The organism is Streptomyces sp. NPDC048254 (assembly GCF_043201895.1).
In the GTDB taxonomy this organism is placed as follows: Bacteria; Actinomycetota; Actinomycetes; order Streptomycetales; family Streptomycetaceae; genus Streptomyces.
In genome coordinates this window covers 82,133-105,506 of sequence record NZ_JBICZJ010000003.1, presented here as the reverse complement: position 1 = coordinate 105,506, position 23,374 = coordinate 82,133, and the positions used below count along the sequence as shown (strand labels likewise).

The following is a 23,374-nucleotide window of genomic DNA, read 5'->3' as shown; positions in this document are numbered from 1 at the left end:
TGTCTCCTATGCCGTGCGCAGGAAGCGGTCCAGGACCCGGACGCCGAAGTGCAGGGCCTCGACGGGGACGCGTTCGTCGACGCCGTGGAACATGGCCTGGTAGTCGTAGCCCTCGGGCAGCCGGAGCGGTGTGAAACCGTAGCCCGTGATGCCGAGCCGGGAGAACTGCTTGGCGTCGGTGCCGCCCGACATGCAGTACGGCACCACATGCCCTTCGGGCGCGAACTCCTCGACGGCGGCGCGCATCCGGGCGTACGTCGGTGAGTCGAGCGGCGCCTGGAGGGCGACCTCGCGGTGGAGGAACTCCCAGTCGATGTCGGGCCCGGTGAGCCGGTCCAGGGTGGCGCGGAACTCGTCCTCGGTGCCGTACAGATGGCGTCCGTCGACGAAGGCGACGGCCTCGCCGGGGATGACGTTGACCTTGTAGCCGGCGTTCAGCATGGTCGGGTTGGCGCTGTTGCGGACGGTGGCCTCGACCAGCTTGGCGGCCGGGCCGAGCTTGTCGAGGAGCAGGTCGACCTCGTCCAGGTCGGGCTCGATGCCGTAGAGGGCGGCGAGTTCGGTGAGGGCGGCGGTGACCGTGGGGGTGAGCCGGGGCGGCCAGGTGTGTTCGCCGATGCGGGTGACGGCGGCGGCGAGCCGGGTGACCGCGTTCTCCTTGTTGACCTTGGAGCCGTGTCCGGCCCGGCCGCGCGCGGTGAGCTTCAGCCAGCCGGTGCCGCGCTCGCCCGCGGCGATGGGGTAGAGCCGGCGCCCGGTGCCGTCGTGGAAGGTGAAGGCGCCCGACTCGCTGACGCCCTCGGTGCAGCCCTCGAACAGCTCGGGGTGGTGGTCGGCGAGGAAGCCGGAACCGTCCTCGGCGCTGGCCTCCTCGTCGGCGGTGAACGCGACGACGATGTCCCGGCGGGGCCGCACCCCCTCCCGGGCCCAGGCCCGCACCACGGCCAGGATCATCGCGTCCATGTTCTTCATGTCGACGGCGCCCCGGCCCCACACGACCCCGTCGCGGATCTCCCCGGAGAACGGGGCGACGCTCCAGTCGGCGGCCTGCGCGGGGACCACGTCGAGGTGACCGTGGACAAGGAGCGCGTCGGCCGACGGGTCGGTGCCCTCGATCCGGGCGACGACGTTGGTGCGGCCCTCGGTCCGCTCCAGGAGGATCGGCTCCAGACCCGCTCCCGCCAGCTGTTCGGCCGCGTACTCGGCGGCGGGCCGCTCCCGGCAGTCGCCGCCGCCGAAGTTGCTGGTGTCGATCCGGATCAGCTCGGAGGTGAACCGGACCACCTCGTCCAGCGCCTGCTCGTCAGCCATACTGCTCCTCCACAGCGGCCGAGACGATCGTGGTGACCGCCTTGAAGGTGCGGATGCCGTCGTACATGGTCCCCTCGGTGTACGCCACTTTCCGCTCGCCGGTCCGCTCCACGCCCGGGACGACGGTGGCGGAGAGGGCGAGGTGCTCGGCGTCGAACTCCAGGGCGACGGTGAACGGCCCGCCGGTCACGGGTTCGTGCCGCACGGCCAGCCCGGCCGCGTCCTTGGCGGCGGCGCGAATGTCCGCGGCGGTCCTGGCCGGGGTACGGCAGACCGCCGCGTACCTCGACACATGGTCCTTGACGGCGACCTTGAGCGCCTCGGGGGCGTAGCCGAGGGCGTCCTCGCACGCCAGGTCGTCGCCGGTGACGAGGACGACCGGGACACCGTACTCGGCGACGACATGGGCGTTGAGCAGGCCCTCGCTGGCGCGGACGTCGTTGAGCCAGACGCCGGTGATGGAGTTGGCGAGGTAGGTGTGGGCGAGGACGCCCTCCATGCCGGCGCCGGTGTGGTAGCCGACGAAGGCGATGCCGTCGACGTCACCGTGCTGGACGCCCTCGACCATGGAGAGGGTCTTGTGACGGCCGGTGATCATCTCGGCGCGGTCGTCGAGCTGCTCCAGGAGCAGGTTGCGCATGCTCCAGTGCGCCTCGTTGATGAGGACCTCGTCGGCACCGCCGTCGAGGAAGCCGAGGACGGCGGCGTTGACGTCCGAGGTGAACATCGACCGGCACCGCTCCCACTGCGGCGTTCCGGGCAGTACGTCGCCGGGCCAGGTCACCCCGGTGGCGCCCTCCATGTCGGCGCTGATGAGGATCTTCATGGTGCGCCACGTTACGCGTCCGGGCGGCCACCGGCCAGGAAGCGTGCCGCCGTTCTCCCTCGCACCCGGCCGGCCCCGCACAGCCGTCCGCCCCTCGGCCGACACCACGCCGAGGGGCGGACCGGCACTGTCCACGGAGGTCAGTTCGCGCGCCCCGCCACCAGCCACTTCGACGGCAGCACGATCCGTTCGCCGTCCGGGGTGAACTCCGTTGTCGTCAAGGGCAGTTCGCCGCCGGCCAGGACCGTGAGGCCGGCGTTGCGCAGGTACTCGGGTACCGCGTCGTCGGCGACCTCGCCGGGGGCGATGCCGTGCCGGAAGACCGGGGCGAGCTTGGGCGGCGGGCCGGACGGGCTCTGGGCGAGGCCGCCGAGGATGGGGCGGGCGGCCTCGGAGAGCTCGACGAGGAAGGCCCGGCCGCGATCGCCGACGAGCGTGGCGACGGCGTCGGTCAACGGCTGCCGGTCGTCGGGTTCGCACTGGTGCAGAACGCCCCGCACATAGACGTTGACGTCACCGAGTTCGGCGTGCAGGGCCTCGGCCTCGCTCTTCTCGGCCGCGTCCAGCTGACGGTAGCGGGCCAGTCCGGCGGGGTCGGCGTGCCGGGCGTGTTCCAGGGCGGCCTCGGCGATGTCGGTGCCCAGCACGCGCGGGAAGCGGCCGGCGAGGAAGCGGGTCTGGGTGCCGTTGCCGCAGCCGAGGTCGACCAGCGGCAGACCGGGGTCGGTGAGGTGGGGCTCGAAGAGGGCGACATGGACCGAGGCGGTCACGCCCGGCTCCGCGTCCCAGAACACCGCCCCCGTCTCGTCGGGCGCCTCGCGCCAGAAACCCTCCCAGGCGTCCCGGTATCGACTCGTCACGCTCATGCCCAACTCCCCAGGGTGTGACCGCAGAAGGCCGCCGTATGTGACGGGCCAGTACGGTTTACCCTGCGCCGGTTTCGGCCACAAGCGCCCGGCGCGTTCCTTCACCCCACTTTCGACGAACGTGCGCCCCTCGGTCAGCGGAGCCGTGAGGTCAGCGGCGCCGTGAGGTCAGCTCGAACCAGACGGTCTTTCCGGCGGTCGTACGGCTGGTGCCCCACTCCCGGGCCAGTGTGCTGACCACCCGCAGTCCGCGTCCGGCGGTGGCGCCGGGTTCCGCGCTGAGCAGGGTCGGCAGGGCGTGGTCGTCGTCATCGACCTCGCACAGCAGGGTCTCGCCGCGGATCAGCCGGAGCTGGACCGGACGGCTGTGGGAGTGCCGCAGGGCGTTGGTGACGAGTTCGCTGACCATCAGCTCGGCGGGGTCGGCGAGCCGGGCCAGGCCCCAGTCGTGGAGTTGTTCGCGGACGACGGCGCGGGCGCGGCGGACCTCGGCGGGGTCGAGGGCGAGCCGCCATTCGGCGACGTCGTCCGGTTCGATGCCGTTGAGGCGGGCCATCAGCAGGGCGACGTCGTCCTTGCGGTCGCCGTGGCCCGCTCGTGAAAACGCCGCGGCGAGGGCGCGGATGATGGTGTCGCAGGCGTCGTCCATGGAGGCGGCCGGGTGGGCGGCGGACTCGCAGAGGGTGGCGAGGCCGACGCCGATGTCCTCGCCGCGCATCTCGACGAGTCCGTCGGTGCACATCACCAGCCGGTCGCCGGGGTCCACGCGCACCCGCAGCGACTCGAAGGCGACCCCGCCGACGCCGATGGGCGCCCCGGTGGGCAGGTCGAGGAGTTCGCTGCGGCCGTCGACGGCACGGACCAGCACGGGCGGGATATGGCCCGCGTTGGCGAGGTGGAGTTCGCTCTCGATCGGGTCGTAGACGGCGTACAGGCAGGTGGCGAGGTAGCCGTCGCCGAGGCGCTGGGCCAGGTCGTCGAGGTTGCGCAGGAGTTGGGCCGGTGGCAGGTCCAGGGCCGCCATGGTCTGGACGGCCGTCCGCAACTGACCCATCATCGCGGCCGAGTTGAGGCCGTGGCCCATGACGTCGCCGACGACCAGGGCGGTGCGGGCGCCGGGGAGTTTCACGGAGTCGAACCAGTCGCCGCCGATGCGTCCGAGCAGGGTGCCCGGCAGATACCGGGTGGCGATGTCACAGCCCGCCATGCGCGGCGGTATGTGCGGCAGCATGCTGTCCTGGAGGGTCTCGGCGACGCTCTCCTGGAAGGTGTACATGCGCGCGTTGTCGAGCACGAGGCCCGCGCGGGCGGCGAGTTCCGCGCCGGTGACGCGGTCCATGTCGTTGAACATCTCGCGCTCGGGGTGGCGCAGCAGGATCATGAAGCCGAGCACGACGTGGCGGGCCTTGAGGGGCACGACCAGCATCGAACGGCCGGTGATCAGGGGCCGGATGTCCCGCTTCTCGAACTGGGAGGCGATGGCGTGGCCCATCTCCACGCTGATCCGCGGCACCAGGACCGGCTCGCCGCTGGTCATGCACTGGAAGAACGGGGTGTGCGCGGGGAACGGCATGGCCTCGCCGACCGGGACGACGTCGTCCCAGCGGCCGGGTTCGTCGGTGTGCTCGAGGGCGACCCGGTGCCACATGGTGGTGGTGTCGGGCACGCCGTCCGGGAACCCCTCGCCCGCGACGACCTGTTCGCGCAGATAGGTGCCGGCGACATCGGTGAAGCGGGGCACGACGGCTCTGCTGACCTCGACGATCGTGCGGGCCAGGTCGAGGGAGGTGCCGATCTTCCCGCTGACCTCGTTGAGGAACTCGAGGCGCTCGCGGACGGCCGCGTACTCCAGGTCCTCGCCCTCGTCGTCGGTGAGGTCGGCGGGCACCGGCAGGCCCTGGGCGGCCACCCGGGCGGCGCGCTCCCGGCGGGCCTTGCGCTCGGTGCGCCGGGCGACGCCCCAGTCGGGGGTGACCGGAACCCGGTCGTTCTGGCTGAACTCCAGGATCGGATAGCCGAGTTCGAGGACCTGGGCGACGATCCGGGCGCTCTCGTCGACGCTCATGCTGGGCAGGATCTCGGGGAGCCTGCGGGCGAGTTCCTCGGCGCCGGGGAAGTCGGTGTGCAGGGCGAATCCGGGCGCGATGCGCTCGAAGGCCACGTCCTCGGCGTGCTCGGACCGGCGGAGCCGCTCGGCGTCGGCGGCGAGCACCAGCAGCCGCTCCTCGCCGGGGCCGACCAGCGGATACGCCCACCACAGCACGTCGACGCGGGCGCGGTCCGGCACGGTGAGCCGGGCGCGGCCCGCGGCGGGGAAGTTCAGCCGTCCGTCGAGGGAGGACTCCAGGTCGGGGCCGAGTCCGTCGTAGGCCGCGTAGGCGCCGTACGGAGTGATCTCGTCGTCCTCGGGGAGCGCCCCGGAGACCGGCAGCAGGTCGAGGACGGGGTGGCCGATCGCCTGTTCCCTGGCGGCGCCGAACAGCCGGCGCGCGCCGGTGCTCCAGTGGGAGACCCGCCCCTCGCGGCCGACGACGACCACGGCCAGCGGGATCCGGCCTGCCGTGTCCTCCCCGGCACCGAGGCCGGGAGGCGTGTCCCGCTCGCTGCCATGGTCCATGGCCCAGGCCCTCTCTCCCCACGGCTCCGCGAAAGATCTGTGCCGCCCGCCACTACCGTACGGTGGCCGTCGGTTGCGATGTGTGGCATTCCTGGAATTGGTTTCACCGGAGCACACCGACGCGCAGGTCCGCGCCGTCGCGACCCCGTCCGGTCAGTCCTCGTGCCCCAGTTGGAGATCGCGTTCGGTACGGCCGCCGCCCGCGACCTGGAGCACGGTGGCGACCGGCGGGTAACCGGCGGCGATGACGGTGTACTCGCCGGAGGACAGGTCGACGAACCGGAACGTTCCGTCGGGACCGGTGGTGAGGGTGTCCACGACGTTCCCGGCGGCGTCGAGCAGGGTCACGCGCGCGTCCTCGACGGGCCGCCCGCCGCCGGCCCGGACGGTGCCCTTCAGCACGGCGCCGCCGGCGAGTTCGACGTCCTGCCGGGTCTCCCGGGAGGCCTGGACGGTGACCGGGAGGGCGGCCGGGCGGAAGGCGGGGGCGCTGCCGGCGAGGGTGTACTCGCCGGCCACCAGCTCGGTGATGACGTAGCCGCCCTCGCGTCCGCTGCGGGTGCTGGCGACGACCTCGCCCTGCACGTTGGTGAGCGTGACGGTGGCGTCGCGGACGGGCGTGCCGTCGGCGGTGCGGACGGTGCCCGCGAGGCGTCCGGCGCCGCCGAGGACGACGTCGAGTTCGACGGGCCGCTCCCCGACGGTCACGGTGACCGCCTGCGGCTGGTGGCCGCCGGCGGCGGCGATCAGGACGTACGACCCGGAGCCGGGCGTGGACAGGGCGTACCGTCCGTCGTCGCCGCTGGCGCCCCGGCCGATCTGCCGGCCGACGGCGTCGATGAGGGTGAGTGCGGCGCGGGGCACCACGGTCCCGTCCGGGTGCTGCACCGTGCCGCAGACCGGGATCCCGGCGCCGGTGTACGGCGAACGGGCTTGCGGGATAGGGGCGTTCACGGGGATGGACTCGGTATCGGCGGTGTTGTGGGACACCAGCGGTTTCTCCTTGAGGAAGCAGGCGATGAGCAGACCGAGGACGAGCAGCGGGACCAGGTAGAGGAAGATCCGTGGCATCGCGTCGGCGTAGGCGCGGATGTAGGCGTCACGCAGCGCCGGGGGCAGCGCGTGGACGAGCTGCGGGGTGAGGGACTCGGGGTCGGGCAGCCGGGCGCCGGCGTGGGCGGGGAGACGCTGGTGCAGGGCGTCGGTGAGCCGGTCGGCGAACAGGGTGCCGAAGACGGCGGCGCCGACGCTGCCGCCGATCTGCCGGAAGTAGTTGTTGGCGCTGGTGGCGGTGCCGAGGTCGGCGGGCGGTACGGAGTTCTGCACGGCGAGGATGAGCACCGGCATCACCATGCCGATGCCGGCGCCGAGCACGGCCATCCAGATGCTGTACTGCCAGCGCGGGGTGTCGACTTCGAGCCGGGAGAGGAGCCACATGCCGAGCACGGACAGCGCCCCGCCGAGCACCGGGTAGATCCGGTAGTGCCCGGTGTGGCTGATGAGCTGGCCGGCCACGATCGAGGCACCGACGATCCCGCCCATCATGGGCAGCATCAGCAGCCCGGACTCGGTGGCCGAGGCGCCGTCGACCATCTGCAGGAAGGTCGGCAGATAGCTGGCGGCGCCGAACAGCGCGACGCCGACGACCAGTCCGACGAGTCCGGTCACGTTGAAGACGGAGTCCCGGAACAGCCGCAGCGGGATGAGGGGTTCGGCCGCGCGGTGCTCGGCGAACAGGAACAGTGCGGTGGCGGCCACGGCACCGGCCCCGAGCCCGAGGATGACCCGCGAGCCCCACTCGTGCTCCGTGCCGCCCCAACTGGTCAGCAGCACCAGGCAGGTGGAGGCGGCGGCCAGCAGCAGGGTGCCCAGGACGTCGAAGCGGGCCCGGACCCGGGGTTTCGGCAGCTTCAGTACGGCGGTGATGACGGCCAGCGTGACCAGCCCGAAGGGCACGTTGACGTAGAAGCACCAGCGCCAGGAGAGGTGGTCGGTGAAGTAGCCGCCGAGCAGCGGCCCGGCGACGGAGGCGAGGCCGAAGGCGGCACCGATCAGCCCCATGAAGCGGCCGCGCTGCCGGGGCGGCACGATGTCGGCGATGATCGCCTGGACACCGATCATCAGCCCGCCGGCGCCGACGCCCTGCACCGCGCGGAAGGCGATCAGCTGGTCCATGCTCTGCGCCCGTCCGGCCAGCGCGGAGCCGACGACGAAGACCAGGATGGCGAACTGGAAGACGCTCTTGCGGCCGATGAGGTCGCCGAGCTTGCCGTAGACCGGGAGGCCGATGGTGGAGGTGAGCAGGTAGGCGGTGATCGCCCAGGACATCCGGTCCAGGCCGTGCAGCTCGCCGACGATCCTCGGCAGCGCGGTGGCGACGATCATCTGGTCCAGGGCGGCCAGGAGCAGGGCGAGCATCAGCCCGCAGAACACCAACCGGGTGCGGCGCGGCCCGAGTCCGGGGGCCGGGGCGGGTTCCGGCGCGGGGGCGTCGGCAGGCGCCGCGGCCGGCTCCTCGTACTGCACCAGAGTCGTCCCCACGTACCGCTCCCCTCGTCGCGCCTGCGCACAGTTGCCGCCTTGTGTCCCGTAGGGCGACAACTGTGGACAAGCACGACGAGTTACGGCACGAGACCGACCGGACCGGAGATCCACCCGAACCGGTGAGAGCCGGCCATAGGGGTCAACACCCCCTGTTCATCCGGCGGTTACCTGCTGCCGTGGACCGGGCTACTTCTCGACCTCGGTGGCGAGCTTGTCGAGCACCTCGTCGTAGATCCGGCCGAGGCCCTTGGGGGCGAAGGTCTTCTCGAAGAAGCCGCCGATGCCGCCGGCCCCCTGCCAGGTGGTGTGGACCACGACCCTGGAGCCGCCCTCGCCGGCCGGGGTGACGCGCCAGGTGGTGACCATGGAGGAGTTGCGGTCCTTCTCCACCAGTTCGCCGTCGGTGGGCTCGCTGACCTCCAGGAGGCAGTCACGGACGCGCTTGCTGGTGGCCTGGAGCTTCCAGTGGACCAGGGTGCCCTCGCCGTCGCCGCCCTCGCGCACCTCGTACTCGCTGAAATGCTGGGGCAGCAGCTTCGCGCGCGTGCCGCTGTAGTCGGCGAGCGCGTCGAACACCGTCTCCGCGTCCGCCGCGACGACCCGCTCCGTAGTGGCCTCGACCTGCGCCATTGACTTCCTCCAGCACCTGGGTTCTCGGGGATCGGGGCAAGCCAACCACCCCGGCGCCCGGCCGCCCAAATCGGGGTGCCGGAAGCGGTCGGAAACGGTGTCCGCGCGGTCTCCACATATCGTTCGCACGATCATGGGAACAGATGTTCTATTCTGGGGGCAGTGCTACCGAGGAGGCGTCATGCGCTGGGAGAACCTCACCGAGGAGGCCGAACACGGCCGGGCCGGCACCGCGCTGTTCGGCGCGGACGCGGTCACGACCCGCACGTTCGACACGCCTGAGTTCCGGGGAATCACGTTCCACGAGGTGCGGGCACGGTCGATCATCAACCGGGTGCCGGGCGCCTCGCGGATGCCGTTCGAATGGACGGTGAACCCGTACCGGGGCTGCTCGCACGCGTGCGTCTACTGCTTCGCACGCAAGACGCACAGCTATCTGGACCTGGACACCGGGATCGGCTTCGACACCCAGATCGTGGTCAAGATGAACGCCCCCGATCTGCTCCGCCGCCAGCTGGGCTCACGGCGCTGGCTGGGCGACCACATCGCGATGGGCACCAACGTCGACTGCTACCAGCGCGCGGAGGGCCGCTACCGGCTGATGCCGGGGATCATCTCCGCCCTCACCGAGCACGCGAACCCGTTCTCGATCCTCACCAAGGGCACCCTGATCCTGCGCGACCTCGACCTGCTGCGCCGGGCGGCGGACGTCACGGACGTCGGCATCTCGGTCTCGGTCGGCTTCGTCGACCCCGAGCTGTGGCGCACCGTGGAGCCGGGCACCCCGGCCCCCGAGCGCCGCCTGGACGCCGTGCGCGCCCTCGCCGAGGCCGGTATCGGGTGCGGGGTCCTGATGGCGCCCGTGATCCCCTTCCTGGGCGACCACCCGACCCAACTGCGGGCCACCGTGCGGGCGATCGCGGCCGCCGGGGCCACCTCCGTGACCCCCCTGGTGCTGCATCTGCGCCCCGGCGCCCGCGAGTGGTTCATGAGCTGGCTCGCGGCCCACCACCCGCACCTCGTCCGGCGCTACGAGCGGCTGTACGCGGAGGGCGCCTACGCACCCAAGTGGTACCAGCGCCGGATCACCCGTCAGGTGCACGAGCTGGCCGAGGAGTACGGCATCGGGCCGAACCGCGCCGGCACCCCCCGCCGGATGCCGGTGCCGACGGCGGAGGAGGAGCCCGCGCTGCCGGAGCCGACACAACTCACGCTGCTCTGAGAGCGTTCGCGACCGAGGCGTTCACAGCTGAGAGCGTTCGAGCGCAACCCTCGGCCCAATTGGGTCAATAATCGTCAGAATAGGTTCTTCCGGGTGCTGTTCCCGGGACGATGCGGCGAGGACCGTGACACGTGCGGTCCGCGACACCTCCGTCCTGGGAGGACCCCATGCGAACACGCGCAGCCGTGCTGTGCGCCGCCGCCGCTGTCGTGGCCGGGTCGTTCACCGCCCTGCCCGCCGGCGCCACCGCCCGAGCCGCCGTCCAGGCACCCTCGGTGACCTGGAAGAAGTGCGGCACCACCGACTATCCGACGCTGCAGTGCGGCACCGTCAAGGCGCCCCTCGACCACCGGGACCCGGGCGGGAAGCAGATCACGCTCGCCCTCTCCCGCGTCCCGCACACCGCGTCCACGTACCAGGGCCCGCTGCTGGTCAACCCCGGCGGCCCCGGCGGCAGCGGGCTGAACCTCGCGGGCTTCGTCGCCTCCACGCTGCCGAAGAAGGTGGCGGCCCAGTACGACGTCATCGGCTTCGACCCGCGTGGCGTGGGCAAGAGCACTCCGGCGATCGACTGCGCGCCCGGCTACTTCGCCCCGGTGCGCCCCGACTCGGTGCCGGCCACGCCCGCGCTGGAACAGGCGAACCTCAAGCGCGTGCAGTCCTTCGCGGCGGCCTGCGGCAAGAAGTACGCCGACCTGCTGCCGTACCTCGACACGGTCAGCGCCGCACAGGACATGGACTCCGTCCGCCAGGCCCTCGGCGCCGACCGGATCAGCTACTTCGGCTACTCGTACGGCACCTACCTGGGCGCCGTGTACGCGAAGCTGCACCCGGAGCGGATCCACCGCCTGGTCCTGGACTCGATCGTGAACCCGACGGGTGTCTGGTACGACGACAACCTGGGCCAGGACTACGCGTTCAACGACCGCCACCGCGCCCTGATGGCGTGGATCGCGAAGTACGACTCCACCTACCGGCTCGGCACCGACCCGAAGCAGGTCGAGGCCAGGTGGTACGCCATGCGGGCGGCGCTGGCGAAGAAGCCGGCGGGCGGCAAGGTGGGCGCCGCCGAGCTGGAGGACACCTTCATCCCGGGCGGCTACTACAACGGCTACTGGCCCTACCTGGCGGAGGCGTTCTCGGCCTACGTCAACGGCAAGAAGACGGCGGCGCTGGTCGAGGCGTACCAGAACTTCGCCGCCGTCGACACCACGGGCGAGAACGGCTACAGCGTCTACGCGGCCGTCCAGTGCCGGGACGTCTCCTGGCCGCGGGACTGGAACCAGTGGCGCAAGGACAACTGGGCGGCCTACGAGAAGGCGCCGTTCATGGTCTGGAACAACGCCTGGTACAACGCGGCGTGCACCTCCTGGCCGACATCCGCCCTGAAGCCGCCGGACATCGCCAACGGCGAACTCCCGCCGGCCCTCCTCTTCCAGGCCACGGACGACGCGGCCACGCCCTACCAGGGCGGCGTCACGGCCCACCGGCTGCTGGCCGGCTCCAGCCTGGTCGTCGAACAGGGCGGCGGCAACCACGGCATCACGCTGAGCGGCAACACCTGCCTGGACGACTACCTCGCCGCCTATCTGACCGACGGCAAGGTCCCGCACGGCGACGGCACCGCCGACGCGGTCTGCCGGAAGACCCCGGACCCGAAGCCCCTGAGCACGAAGGCGGCGTCGACGTCGTCCCGCGGCTCGACCCTGCACGGGTTGCTGGGCTTCCGCGGCTGAACCGGTCCTGACGAACCGTCGGGGGCGTTGTCAGACCCATGGTCCACCATGGACGCATGACTGACCCGACCCGCATCACCGCCCCCGACGGCGTCGCCCCGGCCGCCCAGTACAGCCATGTCGTGGCGGCCACCGGCCGGTTCGTCGCCGTCTCCGGCCAGCTGCCGCTGGACGAGGAGGGCAGGCTCGTCGGCGAGGGCGACCCGGCCGCCCAGGCCCGCCAGGTCTTCGAGAACCTGCGCCGCTGCCTGGCGGCCGCCGGCGCCGGCTTCGAGGCCGTCGTCAAGCTCACCTACTTCGTCACGGACATGGCCCATCTGCCGGCCGTCCGCGAAGCGCGCGCCGCCCACATACCCGACGACCGCCTCCCGGCGTCGTCCGCGATCCAGGTGGCCGCACTCGTCGCGCCCCAGTTCCTGATGGAGATCGAGGCCTTCGCGGTGGTGGCGACGGACTGAGCGAAACACCGGGCGACCGGACCCGTCCGCTTCCTAGGGTGCCGTCATGACCGACGACTCCCTCCGCATCCGACCGATGGCCCTCGACGACTGCGACCGTGTCTCGGAGATACGCGTCCGGGGCTGGCAGTACGCCTACCGGGGGCTCATGCCGCAGCCGTTCCTGGACGGGCTCAGTGTCGAGCGGGACGCCGAGCGGCGGCGGGCCCGGTTCCGGGACGGCGAGGACGGGGTGACGGACCTGGTCGCAGAGCGTGGCGGCGAGATAGTCGGCTGGGCGGCGCACGGACCCTACCGGGACGGGGAAGTACGCACCGGCGACGCCGAGTTGTACGCGATCTACCTCGACCCGGCGCATGTCGGCACCGGGGCCGGGCGGCGGCTGCTGGAGACGGTGCTCAGGCAGTGCGCCCGGCAGGCGCGCGTGTACCTGTGGGTACTGAAGGGGAACGCGCGCGCCCGGCGGTTCTACGAGACGGCTGGCTTCCGGCCCGATGGCACCGAGGAGCCGTACGAGGTCGACGGGGTGCCCGTGCCCGAGGTGCGGTACGTCAGGGACCGCCGCCTCACCTCTGCCTAGGGATGTGGGACAGGGCCTGGACCGCGGCCTCGGCGAGGGTGGGGTGGGCCAGTGCCTCGCTCAGGACGCGGCGGGCGCGGGTGTCGCCGAGGGTGCCGAGGCCCTCCACACAGGCGAGGGCGACCTTGCGGTAGGGGTCGTGGGGGCGCAGCCGGCGCTCCAGGGTGGTGATGAGGGCCGGCACGGACTCCGGGGCGCGCAGCACGACCAGGAGACGGACCGGCTGCAGGGCGTAGGCGACCCGGAGTTCGTTGGTGGCGAGGGCGGCGGCCGCGCGGGCGGTGCGCGGGTCCTGGAGGCGGGCCAGGGCGTGCGCGGCGGAGGCACAGCGAGGTGGGTCGCGGTGGTTCAGGAGGAGGACCAGGGTTTCGAAGGCGCGCCGGTCCCCGGCCGTCCCCAGGCGGTACGCCGCCAACTCCCTGGCCCACAGGGGCTGTCCGGCGGCGGTGAGCACCTCCGCCAACTCGTCGTGGTCCTCGGTGGCCAGGAGCCGGTCGTAGGCGGCCGTTCCCTGCGACTCCTGGCGCAGACGCTCCGTGAGTGATCGCAACTCTTCGTCCACGAAGCCCAGCGTAGAGGGGTTGCGGGAGCCGAGGGACGTACATCACAAAGTCGGGGGGCTGGCGCGCTCGTTACCCGCCGGTTAAGCTCAATCGAGCGAGTCACCCACTCGCACCAACGCTCATTCCGGTTTGGTGACGCAGCCGTCATGAGCATCCGGTTCGGTACCTCGTACCGTACGTACGACTCGGCTCCGGGACAGGGCCGGTCGGGATCAGCCGCTCCCAGGCGTGTGCGCGCCTGCGGCGACGGCACCGGGCGTGTGCGCCAGCAGCCCGGCAACACCCGCATTCACGCAGCTCTCCTGCAGCTCTCTCCGCACCCGGTGCGCCTCTTCGGCGCACCCGGGGGCGTTTCCAGTCGTCACCCTCATTCCTGGAGTCCCGCGATGGCCACTCCCCAGTCCGACCCCTCCCTGTCCCCGCTCAGGACCGTCGCCGTCGTCGGCCTCGGCACCATGGGCACCGGTATCACCGAGGTCCTCGCGAAGGCCGGCCGCGAGGTGATCGGCATCGACGTCAGCGAGTCCCAGGCCGCCGGCTCCCTCGCCGCCCTGGAGGCCTCCACGGCCCGTGCCGTGGCCCGTGGCAGGCTGACCGAGCAGGAGCGCGCCGGCGTCCTGGCCCGGGTCCGCACCGGCACCGACCTCACGGCAGCGGCCGACGCCGACCTCGTCATCGAGGTGGTTCCGGAGTCGTACGACATCAAGCACCAGATCTTCCGCGAGCTGGACGGCATCGTCCGCCCCGAGACGATCCTGGCCACCGGCACCAACGCGCTCTCCGTGACCCGGCTGGCCGCCGACTCGGCGCGTCCCGAGCGCGTCCTCGGCCTGCACTTCTTCAACCCGGCCCCGGCGATGAAGCTGGTCGAGGTCGTCTCCTCGGTGCTCACCGCCCCGAGCGCGGTCGCCGCGGTCACCGACCTCGCGCTGGAACTGGGCAAGGAGCCGGTCGCGGTCGGCGACCGCCCCGGGTTCGTCGCGGACGGGCTGCTGTTCGGCTACCTGAACCAGGCCGCCGCGATGTACGAGGCGAAGTACGCCTCCCGCGAGGACATCGACGCGGCCATGCGGCTCGGCTGCGGCCTGCCGATGGGCCCGCTCGCCCTGCTCGACCTGATCGGCATCGACACCGCGCGTACCGTCCTGGAGGCCATGTACGCCGAGTCCCGCGACCGGCTGCACGCCCCGGCCCCCATCCTCAAGCAGCTCAGCGAGGCGGGCCTGACCGGCCGCAAGTCCGGGCGCGGCTTCTACACCTACGAGGCCCCGGGCTGGGGGCACCACCCAGCGGTAGCTGGGGGAGCCACCGTCGTCCGGGACGCGCTCACCCCGCTGGACGGCGCCGCCCTCACCCCGGGCCGCACGGTCCGCTCGGTCGGGGTGGCCGGCTCCGGCACCATGGCCTCCGGTATCGCCGAGGTCTTCGCCAAGGCCGGCTACCAGGTCGTCCTCGCCGCCCGCAGCGAGGACAAGGCCCAGGCGGCGAAGGCCAGGATCGGCAAGTCCCTGGACCGCTCCGTCGGCAAGGGCCGGATGACCGCCGAGGCCGCCGCGGGGACTCTGGACCTGATCACCGCGGCGGGTTCGTACGACGCCTTCGCCGACGTCGACCTGGCCGTCGAGGCGGTCGCCGAGGACCTGGAGATCAAGCAGCAGCTGTTCGCGACGCTGGACAAGGTCTGCAAGCCCGGCGCGGTCCTGGCCACCACGACCTCCTCGCTGCCGGTCGTGGCCTGCGCCCGGGCCACCTCGCGTCCCCAGGACGTGATCGGCATGCACTTCTTCAACCCGGCGCCGGCCATGAAACTGGTCGAGGTCGTCCGTACCGTGCTGACCGCCGAGGACGTCCACGCGACCGTCCGCGAGGTCTGCGCGAACATCGGGAAGCACGCCGTCGACTGCGGTGACCGGGCCGGATTCATCGTGAACGCACTGCTGTTCCCGTACCTCAACAACGCGATCAAGATGGTCGAGGAGCACTACGCCTCGCTGGACGACATCGACGCGGCGATGAAGCTCGGCGGCGGCTACCCGATGGGCCCGTTCGAGCTCTTGGACGTGGTCGGTCTGGACGTCTCGCTCGCGATCGAAAAGGTCCTGCACCGGGAGTTCCGCGACCCCGGCCTCGCGCCCTCTCCACTCCTTGAGCATCTGGTGGCCGCGGGCTGCCTCGGCCGCAAGACCGGCCGTGGCTTCCGCGAATATGCCCGCCGCTGAGGGCCACGGCGACCGGTTCCGGGACGAGCGGGAGTGGGGCGGGCTGCTCGACCCGGGCGGCCCGCCCCCACCCACCCGGCACAGCCCTCCCCCGCCCACCCGGCACAGCCTTCCCCCACCCACCCGACCCGGCGGCCCCCCGCCCCGCACAGGCGGGGGAAACCCCGGACATGCCCATCAAGCTGCGCACATGCAGTACGTTCGGGTCATGCCCCAGTCCGCCAGGTCCTCACGTACACCAGCCACGCCCGACGCGCCCGAAAGTGCCGCGGGCAGTCGCGCGGCCGCCCAGCGGCTCAAGATGCGCCGAGAACTGGCGGCCGCCGCGATGGAGCTGTTCGCGACCAAGGGGTACGAGGCGACCACCGTCGACGAGATCGCGGCCGCGGCCGGGGTCGCCCGCCGCACCTTCTTCCGCCACTTCCGCTCCAAGGAAGAGGCGATCTTCCCGGACCACGACGACACCCTGATCCGCGCGGAGGCCGTGCTCAACGCGGCCCCGGCGCACGAGCACCCGCTCGACACCGTGTGCCGTGGCATCAAGGAAGTCATGAAGATGTACGCGGCCCGGCCGGACATCTCGGTCGCCCGCTACAAGCTCACCCGCGAGGTGCCCACCCTCCGCGAGGCCGAGATCGCCTCGGTGGCCCGCTACGAGCGCCTCTTCACCCGCTATCTCCTCGGCCACTTCGACGAGCACGCGCACGCGGACGACGCCAACGACGACCCGCTGCTGGCCGAGGTCGCCGCGTCGGCGGTGGTCACCGCCCACAACCACGTGCTGCGGCGCTGGCTGCGGGCCGGCGGGCAGGGCGACGTGGAGGCGCAGCTCGACCACGCCTTCGCGATCGTGCGCAAGACGTTCGGGACGGGCATCGGAGCGGGCCGGGAAACCCCGCCCCGGTCCACCACGCCGGCCACCGTGGCCTCGCAGGGCGAGGTGCTGGTGACGGTGGCCCGGACCGACGCCCCGCTCGACGAGGTGATGCGCACCATCGAGCAGGCGCTGAAGGAGCGTTGAGCGCCTAGAGGGCGGAGCCGCAGAGCGATAGCCCCGCGCCCCTCTCGGGGCGCGTCAACGCCTGGCCGGTGAAAATCCCGCTGCCACGTCACGGGGAGGCGTTCCCTGTCACCCGATCGGCCCACGGGGGCCGGTTCCAGCCGCCGCACGCGATGGCACTGCGTGCCGGGTCACCGCTCGAACCGGGCGGTGACCCGCTCTGACATCCGGACGACTTCCACAAGTCGGTGCACCGTACCCTACCCAGCGGTAGCTTTGATCGATCATCGCTCATTTGTTACGTAAAGATTTCATCTGAGAGCAAGTTCTGGCACTCAGTGCCTTGCCACCTGACACGCGGTGTCATACGTTGATGGGTGTCCGGCCTGTCCCGGCGAGCCCACCAGCCCGCCCGCCGGACGCCTGCGTCACAGGCAACCTCCCGCGCCACAAAGCGCTGCCGAAGCACCACCCACGCCGAACCGACGGCACCTTCCCAAAACCCTCAGCAGCACCCGACGTACCCCTCAGCGCCCCTTCCCTCAGGGGCGTACACCGCCGGAGGCAACACCGTGACCACTCAGGCCATTCTCGACGCGATCCAGTCGCCGGACTCGACGCCGGCCGACTTCGCCGCCCTGCCCCTCCCGGAGTCGTACCGCGCGATCACCGTGCACAAGGACGAGACGGAGATGTTCGCGGGCCTGGAGACCCGCGACAAGGACCCGCGCAAGTCCACCCACCTCGACGAGGTGGTCCTGCCCGAGCTGGGCCCGGGCGAGGCCCTGGTGGCCGTCATGGCATCGAGCGTCAACTACAACTCGGTCTGGACCTCGATCTTCGAGCCGCTGTCGACCTTCGGGTTCCTGGAGCGCTACGGCAGGCTCTCCGAGCTGACCAAGCGGCACGACCTGCCGTACCACATCATCGGCTCCGACCTCGCGGGCGTGGTCCTGCGCACCGGCCCTGGCGTCAACGCCTGGAAGCCCGGTGACGAGGTCGTCGCGCACTGCCTGAGCGTGGAGCTGGAGTCGTCCGACGGCCACAACGACACCATGCTCGACCCCGAGCAGCGCATCTGGGGCTTCGAGACCAACTTCGGCGGCCTCGCCGAGATCGCGCTGGTCAAGTCCAACCAGCTGATGCCGAAGCCGAACCACCTGAGCTGGGAGGAGGCCGCCGCCCCGGGGCTGGTCAACTCCACCGCGTACCGGCAGCTGGTCTCCCGCAACGGCGCCGGCATGAAGCAGGGCGACAACGTGCTGATCTGGGGCGCGAGCGGCGGACTCGGCTCCTACGCCACCCAGTTCGCGCTGGCCGGCGGGGCCAACCCGATCTGCGTGGTGAGCAGCCCCCAGAAGGCGGAGATCTGCCGGTCGATGGGCGCCGAGGCGATCATCGACCGCAACGCCGAGGACTACAAGTTCTGGAAGAACGAGCACGAGCAGGACCCGAAGGAGTGGAAGCGCTTCGGCAAGCGCATCCGCGAGCTGACCGGCGGCGAGGACGTCGACATCGTCTTCGAGCACCCGGGCCGCGAGACCTTCGGCGCCTCGGTCTACGTCACCCGCAAGGGCGGCACGATCGTCACCTGCGCCTCCACCTCGGGCTACAACCACGAGTATGACAACCGCTACCTGTGGATGTCACTGAAGCGGATCATCGGCTCCCACTTCGCCAACTACCGCGAGGCCTGGGAGGCCAACCGGCTGATCGCGAAGGGCAAGATCCACCCGACGCTGTCGAAGGTCTACTCCCTGGAGGAGACCGGCCAGGCCGCCTACGACGTGCACCGCAACCTCCACCAGGGCAAGGTCGGCGTCCTCTGCCTCGCCCCCGGGGAAGGCCTGGGCGTGCGCGACGAGGAGATGCGCGCCAAGCACCTCGACGCCATCAACCGCTTCCGCAACATCTGAGACACCCGAGGTCATAGATGACTGAGCGTCAGATCGCCGACGGCGGGCGGGATTCCGTGCCGCAGGCGCCGAGGGAGAAGGACCGGCCGTGGCTCATGCGCACGTATGCCGGGCACTCCACGGCCGAGGCGTCCAACGAGCTGTACCGGCGCAACCTCGACAAGGGCCAGACCGGCCTGTCGGTGGCGTTCGACCTGCCGACGCAGACCGGCTACGACCCCGACCACATCCTCGCCCGCGGCGAGGTCGGCCGGGTGGGCGTACCCGTCTCGCACCTCGGTGACATGCGCCGGCTGTTCCAGGACATCCCCCTGGAGCAGATGAACACCTCGATGACGATCAACGCCACCGCCATGTGGCTGCTGGCGCTCTACCAGGTCGTCGCCGAGGAGCAGGGCGCGGACATCACCCAGCTCCAGGGCACGACCCAGAACGACATCGTCAAGGAGTACCTGTCCCGGGGTACGCACGTCTTCCCGCCGGGCCCCTCGCTCCGGCTGACGACGGACATGATCGCGTACACGGTCTCCCACATGCCGAAGTGGAACCCGATCAACATCTGCAGCTACCACCTGCAGGAGGCGGGCGCCACTCCGGTCCAGGAGATCGCGTACGCGATGTCCACCGCCATCGCCGTGCTGGACGCGGTCCGCGACAGCGGCCAGGTGCCGCAGGAGCGCATGGGCGATGTCGTCGCCCGCATCTCCTTCTTCGTGAACGCGGGCGTCCGGTTCGTCGAGGAGATGTGCAAGATGCGGGCGTTCGGCCGCATCTGGGACAAGGTCACCCGCGAGCGGTACGGCATCGAGAACCCCAAGCAGCGGCGCTTCCGGTACGGCGTCCAGGTCAACTCGCTCGGCCTGACCGAGGCGCAGCCGGAGAACAACGTCCAGCGGATCGTCCTCGAGATGCTCGCCGTGACGCTGTCGAAGGACGCCCGCGCGCGTGCCGTACAGCTCCCCGCCTGGAACGAGGCCCTCGGCCTGCCCCGGCCCTGGGACCAGCAGTGGTCGCTGCGCATCCAGCAGGTGCTCGCCCATGAGAGCGACCTGCTGGAGTACGAGGACATCTTCGAGGGCTCGCACGTCATCGAGGCGAAGGTCGCCCAGCTGGTCGAGGACTCCCTCGCCGAGATCGACCGGATCCAGGAGATGGGCGGCGCGATGGCCGCCGTCGAGTCCGGCTATCTCAAGTCGCAGCTGGTCGCCTCGCACGCGGAGCGCCGGGGCCGGATCGAGTCCGGGCGGGAGAAGATCGTCGGCGTCAACATCTTCGAGACGACCGAGCCCAACCCGCTCACCGCCGACCTGGACACCGCGATCCAGACGGTCGACCCGGCGGTCGAGGCCCGGGTGGTGACGGCGATCGGCCGCTGGCGCGCCACGCGCTACCAGCCGCCGTTCAACCACCCGCGGCCCTGCAAGGCGCTGGACCGGCTGAAGGAGGCCGCCAAGGGCACCGGCAACCTCATGGAGGCCACCCTGGAGTGCGCCCGCGCCGGGGTCACGACCGGCGAGTGGGCGGGCGCGCTGCGGGAGGTGTTCGGCGAGTTCCGGGCGCCCACCGGAGTCTCTTCGGCACCGGTGGCCGTGCCCGCCGAGGCCGGGTCGGCGATGGCCGAGGTGCGGGCCAGGGTGGACGCCACCGCCCGCGACCTGGGCAGCGGCAAGCTCCGCTTCCTGGTCGGCAAGCCGGGTCTTGACGGGCACTCCAACGGCGCCGAGCAGATCGCCGTACGGGCCCGGGACGCCGGCTTCGAAGTGGTGTACCAGGGCATCCGGCTGACGCCCGAGCAGATCGTGGACGCGGCCCTGGCCGAGGACGTGCACGCGGTCGGCCTGTCGATCCTGTCCGGCTCGCACGCCCAGCTGGTCCCGGACGTCCTGGAACGACTCCGTGTGGCCGGTGCCACAGATATACCCGTCATCGCCGGTGGCATCATCCCGAATGGTGACGCCGAGCAGCTCAGGGAAGCCGGAGTGGCCGCGGTCTTCACCCCGAAGGACTTCGACATCACCGGAATCATCGGCCGCATCGTCGACGAGATCCGGAAAGCGAACAAGCTCGACCCCCTGGAGGTCCCCGCATGACCGCCCGCCCGTCGCCCGCCACCACCCCTCCAACGAGCGGCTCCGCCGCACACCTTCCCTCTGTCAACCGGCTCCGCCCGCGGCGCTCCTGCCTGGCCGTGCCCGGCTCGAACCCCCGCTTCCTGGAGAAGGCCCAGGGTCTCCCGGCGGACCAGGTCTTCCTGGACCTGGAGGACGCGTGCGCGCCGCTCGCCAAGCCCGAGGCGCGGCACACCATCGTGAAGTTCCTCAACGAGGGTGACTGGACGGGCAAGACGCGGGTGGTGCGCGTCAACGACTGGACGACCGAGTGGACGTACCGCGATGTCGTCACGGTCGTCGAGGGCGCCGGCCAGAACCTCGACTGCATCATGCTGCCGAAGGTGCAGACGGCCCAGCAGGTCGTCGCGCTGGACCTGCTCCTCACCCAGATCGAGAAGACCATGGGCTTCGAGGTCGGCAAGATCGGTATCGAGGCGCAGATCGAGAACGCGCAGGGCCTCAACAACGTCAACGAGATCGCCACCGCGTCCCAGCGTGTCGAGACCATCATCTTCGGCCCGGCCGACTTCATGGCGTCCATCAACATGAAGTCGCTGGTCGTGGGCGAGCAGCCGCCCGGCTACCCGGCGGACGCCTACCACTACATCCTGATGAAGATCCTGATGGCCGCCCGCGCCAACAACCTCCAGGCGATCGACGGCCCCTACCTCCAGATCCGCAACGTGGAGGGCTACCGCGCGGTCGCCCAGCGCGCTGCGGCCCTCGGTTTCGACGGCAAGTGGGTGCTGCACCCGGGCCAGGTCGAGGCGTCCAACGAGATCTTCTCGCCGTCGCAGGAGGACTACGACCACGCCGAGCTGATCCTGGACGCGTACGACTACTACACGTCCGAGGCGGGCGGCAAGAAGGGCTCCGCGATGCTCGGCGACGAGATGATCGACGAGGCCAGCCGCAAGATGGCCCTGGTCATCTCCGGCAAGGGCCGGGCCGCCGGCATGAAGCGCACGTCGACGTTCGAGATCCCGGAGGCGTGAGCGCGATGCAGTTCGGACGCACGTACGAGGAGTTCGAGGTCGGGGCGACGTACAAGCACTGGCCGGGAAAGACGGTCACCGAGTACGACGACCACCTGTTCTGTCTCCTCACCATGAACCACCACCCGCTCCACATGGACACGAACTACGCCGAGAAGACGACGGACTTCGGCAAGAACGTGGTGGTCGGGAACTACATCTACTCGCTGCTGCTCGGCATGAGCGTGCCGGACGTCTCCGGCAAGGCGATCGCCAACCTGGAGATCGAGTCGCTCAAGCACGTGGCGCCGACCTTCCACGGCGACACCATCTACGGCCAGACGACCGTGCTCGACAAGTGGCCCTCCAAGTCGAAGAACGACCGCGGGATCGTCTACGTCGAGACCAAGGGCTACAAGCAGGACGGCACGCTGGTGTGCGTCTTCCGCCGCAAGGTGATGGTGCCGACCGAGACGTACATCAAGGAGCGCGGCGGCGAGCAGCCGGGCCGCCCGGAGCTCAGGGAGCAGGAGAAGTAGCCATGGCCCGTCTCGCCCAGACCGCCGGTCTGACCGACGTCCAGCAGGAGATCCTCTCCACCGTCCGCGACTTCGTGGACAAGGAGATTCTCCCGGTCGCCACCGAGCTGGAGCACCGCGACGAGTACCCGCAGCAGATCGTCGACGGCCTCAGGGAGCTCGGCCTGTTCGGCCTGATGATCCCCGAGGAGTACGGCGGCCTGGGCGAGTCCCTCCTGACGTACGCGCTCTGCGTCGAGGAGATCGCCCGGGGCTGGATGTCCGTCTCCGGGATCATCAACACGCACTTCATCGTGGCGTACATGCTCAAGCAGCACGGCACGCAGGAGCAGAAGGACCACTTCCTGCCGCGCATGGCGGCCGGCGACATCCGGGGCGCGTTCTCGATGTCGGAGCCGGGCCTGGGCTCGGACGTCTCGGCGATCACCTCGAAGGCGGTGCGGGACGGCGAGGAGTACGTCCTGAACGGCCAGAAGATGTGGCTCACGAACGGCGGCACCTCGTCCCTCGTGGCCGTACTCGTGCGAAGTGACGAAGGCCACTCCCCTGAAGAGGCAGCCGCCAAGCCCCACAAGTCGATGACGACCTTCCTGGTCGAGAAGGAGCCCGGCTTCGGCGAGGTCCGCCCCGGCCTCACCATCCCGGGCAAGATCGACAAGATGGGCTACAAGGGCGTCGACACCACCGAGCTGATCATGGACGGGCTCCGGATTCCGGCCAATCGGGTGCTCGGCGGGGTCACCGGCCGAGGTTTTTACCAAATGATGGACGGAGTCGAGGTCGGCCGCGTCAACGTGGCGGCCCGTGGCTGCGGTGTCGCGCAGCGTGCGTTCGAACTGGGTGTCCAGTACGCCCAGCAGCGTCACACTTTCGGCAAGCCGATCGCCCAGCATCAGGCCATCCAGTTCAAGCTCGCCGAGATGGCCACCAAGGTCGAGGCCGCGCATGCCATGATGGTGAACGCCGCACGCAAAAAGGACTCCGGGGAACGAAACGACCTTGAGGCCGGGATGGCGAAGTACCTCGCCTCCGAGTACTGCAAGGAGGTCGTGGAGGACGCCTTCCGGATCCACGGCGGGTACGGATTCTCCAAGGAGTACGAGATCGAACGTCTCTACCGTGAGGCGCCGATGTTGCTGATCGGCGAAGGTACCGCCGAGATCCAGAAAATGATCATCGGGCGAAGGTTGCTCGAAGAGTATCGATTCCAGGGCTGATTGTCCGGGTACGGGGTGTTTTCTTCGAGAAGAAGATCACACCCC

Annotated in this window: 18 protein-coding genes; 11 read left to right on the top strand and 7 right to left on the bottom strand. The window is 70.7% G+C overall.

Annotated elements, in window-relative coordinates:
- Positions 1-6 precede the first annotated feature (6 nt).
- The 6 genes from ACGFZQ_RS10315 to ACGFZQ_RS10290 form a co-directional block, all read right to left on the bottom strand.
- Positions 7-1,311, bottom strand: coding sequence for a M20/M25/M40 family metallo-hydrolase (locus tag ACGFZQ_RS10315; RefSeq protein WP_393839959.1), 1,305 nt, complete (start codon positions 1,309-1,311; stop codon positions 7-9).
- On the bottom strand, positions 1,304-2,137 hold the full coding sequence (locus ACGFZQ_RS10310) for a M55 family metallopeptidase (protein ID WP_393839958.1): 834 nt from the start codon (positions 2,135-2,137) through the stop codon (positions 1,304-1,306). The genes ACGFZQ_RS10315 and ACGFZQ_RS10310 overlap by 8 nt, the downstream gene beginning before the upstream one ends.
- 140 nt (positions 2,138-2,277) lie before the next feature.
- Positions 2,278-3,003 (bottom strand): class I SAM-dependent methyltransferase, encoded by a 726-nt coding sequence (locus ACGFZQ_RS10305; RefSeq protein ID WP_351730279.1) that lies wholly within the window; start codon positions 3,001-3,003, stop codon positions 2,278-2,280.
- 151 nt (positions 3,004-3,154) lie between these two features.
- Positions 3,155-5,620 (bottom strand): SpoIIE family protein phosphatase, encoded by a 2,466-nt coding sequence (locus ACGFZQ_RS10300; protein WP_382545260.1) that lies wholly within the window; start codon positions 5,618-5,620, stop codon positions 3,155-3,157.
- A 153-nt stretch (positions 5,621-5,773) separates the two neighbouring features.
- Entirely contained in the window at positions 5,774-8,161 is a 2,388-nt protein-coding gene (locus ACGFZQ_RS10295; protein ID WP_393839957.1) for an MFS transporter, read from the bottom strand.
- Between the two features lie 189 nt (positions 8,162-8,350).
- Entirely contained in the window at positions 8,351-8,794 is a 444-nt protein-coding gene (locus ACGFZQ_RS10290; protein WP_351698968.1) for an SRPBCC family protein, read from the bottom strand.
- 181 nt (positions 8,795-8,975) lie between these two features.
- Between ACGFZQ_RS10290 and ACGFZQ_RS10285 the strand changes: the two genes are divergently transcribed.
- The 4 genes from ACGFZQ_RS10285 (at position 8,976) to ACGFZQ_RS10270 (ending at position 12,790) form a co-directional block, all read left to right on the top strand.
- Complete coding sequence (locus tag ACGFZQ_RS10285) at positions 8,976-10,016, top strand: Rv2578c family radical SAM protein (RefSeq protein WP_393839956.1); 1,041 nt, start codon at positions 8,976-8,978, stop codon at positions 10,014-10,016.
- 167 nt (positions 10,017-10,183) lie between these two features.
- A complete protein-coding gene (locus ACGFZQ_RS10280; protein WP_393839955.1) occupies positions 10,184-11,752 on the top strand; it encodes an alpha/beta hydrolase in 1,569 nt (522 codons plus the stop codon).
- A gap of 56 nt (positions 11,753-11,808) precedes the next feature.
- Complete coding sequence (locus ACGFZQ_RS10275; protein WP_393839954.1) at positions 11,809-12,210, top strand: RidA family protein; 402 nt, start codon at positions 11,809-11,811, stop codon at positions 12,208-12,210.
- Positions 12,211-12,256: 46 nt separating this feature from the next.
- A complete protein-coding gene (locus ACGFZQ_RS10270) occupies positions 12,257-12,790 on the top strand; it encodes a GNAT family N-acetyltransferase (RefSeq protein WP_393839953.1) in 534 nt (177 codons plus the stop codon).
- Here ACGFZQ_RS10270 and ACGFZQ_RS10265 read toward each other — a convergent pair.
- Complete coding sequence (locus tag ACGFZQ_RS10265) at positions 12,777-13,352, bottom strand: adenylosuccinate lyase (protein ID WP_393839952.1); 576 nt, start codon at positions 13,350-13,352, stop codon at positions 12,777-12,779. The genes ACGFZQ_RS10270 and ACGFZQ_RS10265 overlap by 14 nt on opposite strands.
- A gap of 387 nt (positions 13,353-13,739) precedes the next feature.
- Here ACGFZQ_RS10265 and ACGFZQ_RS10260 point away from each other — a divergent pair, with 387 nt between their 5' ends.
- From ACGFZQ_RS10260 to ACGFZQ_RS10230, 7 genes are all read left to right on the top strand, one after another.
- Complete coding sequence (locus ACGFZQ_RS10260; RefSeq protein WP_393839951.1) at positions 13,740-15,572, top strand: 3-hydroxyacyl-CoA dehydrogenase family protein; 1,833 nt, start codon at positions 13,740-13,742, stop codon at positions 15,570-15,572.
- 190 nt (positions 15,573-15,762) lie between these two features.
- On the top strand, positions 15,763-16,593 hold the full coding sequence (locus tag ACGFZQ_RS10255; RefSeq protein ID WP_351730258.1) for a TetR family transcriptional regulator: 831 nt from the start codon (positions 15,763-15,765) through the stop codon (positions 16,591-16,593).
- 551 nt (positions 16,594-17,144) lie between these two features.
- A complete protein-coding gene (gene ccrA, locus ACGFZQ_RS10250; protein ID WP_393839950.1) occupies positions 17,145-18,488 on the top strand; it encodes a crotonyl-CoA carboxylase/reductase in 1,344 nt (447 codons plus the stop codon).
- A 17-nt stretch (positions 18,489-18,505) separates the two neighbouring features.
- On the top strand, positions 18,506-20,578 hold the full coding sequence (locus ACGFZQ_RS10245; protein WP_393839949.1) for a protein meaA: 2,073 nt from the start codon (positions 18,506-18,508) through the stop codon (positions 20,576-20,578).
- Positions 20,575-21,594: an HpcH/HpaI aldolase/citrate lyase family protein gene (locus ACGFZQ_RS10240; RefSeq protein WP_393839948.1), complete on the top strand. Its 1,020-nt coding sequence runs from the start codon at positions 20,575-20,577 to the stop codon at positions 21,592-21,594. Before ACGFZQ_RS10245 ends, ACGFZQ_RS10240 begins: the two co-directional genes overlap by 4 nt.
- A 5-nt stretch (positions 21,595-21,599) precedes the next feature.
- On the top strand, positions 21,600-22,112 hold the full coding sequence (locus tag ACGFZQ_RS10235; protein WP_351730250.1) for a MaoC family dehydratase: 513 nt from the start codon (positions 21,600-21,602) through the stop codon (positions 22,110-22,112).
- A gap of 2 nt (positions 22,113-22,114) precedes the next feature.
- Positions 22,115-23,329: an acyl-CoA dehydrogenase family protein gene (locus ACGFZQ_RS10230; RefSeq protein WP_382545294.1), complete on the top strand. Its 1,215-nt coding sequence runs from the start codon at positions 22,115-22,117 to the stop codon at positions 23,327-23,329.
- The last annotated feature ends 45 nt before the right edge of the window (positions 23,330-23,374 follow it).

What these genes read in the sequence shown, in the direction of transcription:
- ACGFZQ_RS10315 (WP_393839959.1), bottom strand. Translation starts at nt 1,311, where the DNA reads ATGGCTGACGAGCAGGCGCTGGACGAGGTGGTCCGGTTCACCTCCGAG.
- ACGFZQ_RS10310 (WP_393839958.1), bottom strand. Translation starts at nt 2,137, where the DNA reads ATGAAGATCCTCATCAGCGCCGACATGGAGGGCGCCACCGGGGTGACC.
- ACGFZQ_RS10305 (WP_351730279.1), bottom strand. Translation starts at nt 3,003, where the DNA reads ATGAGCGTGACGAGTCGATACCGGGACGCCTGGGAGGGTTTCTGGCGC.
- ACGFZQ_RS10300 (WP_382545260.1), bottom strand. Translation starts at nt 5,620, where the DNA reads ATGGACCATGGCAGCGAGCGGGACACGCCTCCCGGCCTCGGTGCCGGG.
- ACGFZQ_RS10290 (WP_351698968.1), bottom strand. Translation starts at nt 8,794, where the DNA reads ATGGCGCAGGTCGAGGCCACTACGGAGCGGGTCGTCGCGGCGGACGCG.
- ACGFZQ_RS10285 (WP_393839956.1), top strand. Translation starts at nt 8,976, where the DNA reads ATGCGCTGGGAGAACCTCACCGAGGAGGCCGAACACGGCCGGGCCGGC.
- ACGFZQ_RS10280 (WP_393839955.1), top strand. Translation starts at nt 10,184, where the DNA reads ATGCGAACACGCGCAGCCGTGCTGTGCGCCGCCGCCGCTGTCGTGGCC.
- ACGFZQ_RS10275 (WP_393839954.1), top strand. Translation starts at nt 11,809, where the DNA reads ATGACTGACCCGACCCGCATCACCGCCCCCGACGGCGTCGCCCCGGCC.
- ACGFZQ_RS10270 (WP_393839953.1), top strand. Translation starts at nt 12,257, where the DNA reads ATGACCGACGACTCCCTCCGCATCCGACCGATGGCCCTCGACGACTGC.
- ACGFZQ_RS10260 (WP_393839951.1), top strand. Translation starts at nt 13,740, where the DNA reads ATGGCCACTCCCCAGTCCGACCCCTCCCTGTCCCCGCTCAGGACCGTC.
- ACGFZQ_RS10255 (WP_351730258.1), top strand. Translation starts at nt 15,763, where the DNA reads ATGCAGTACGTTCGGGTCATGCCCCAGTCCGCCAGGTCCTCACGTACA.
- ACGFZQ_RS10245 (WP_393839949.1), top strand. Translation starts at nt 18,506, where the DNA reads ATGACTGAGCGTCAGATCGCCGACGGCGGGCGGGATTCCGTGCCGCAG.
- ACGFZQ_RS10240 (WP_393839948.1), top strand. Translation starts at nt 20,575, where the DNA reads ATGACCGCCCGCCCGTCGCCCGCCACCACCCCTCCAACGAGCGGCTCC.
- ACGFZQ_RS10235 (WP_351730250.1), top strand. Translation starts at nt 21,600, where the DNA reads ATGCAGTTCGGACGCACGTACGAGGAGTTCGAGGTCGGGGCGACGTAC.
- ACGFZQ_RS10230 (WP_382545294.1), top strand. Translation starts at nt 22,115, where the DNA reads ATGGCCCGTCTCGCCCAGACCGCCGGTCTGACCGACGTCCAGCAGGAG.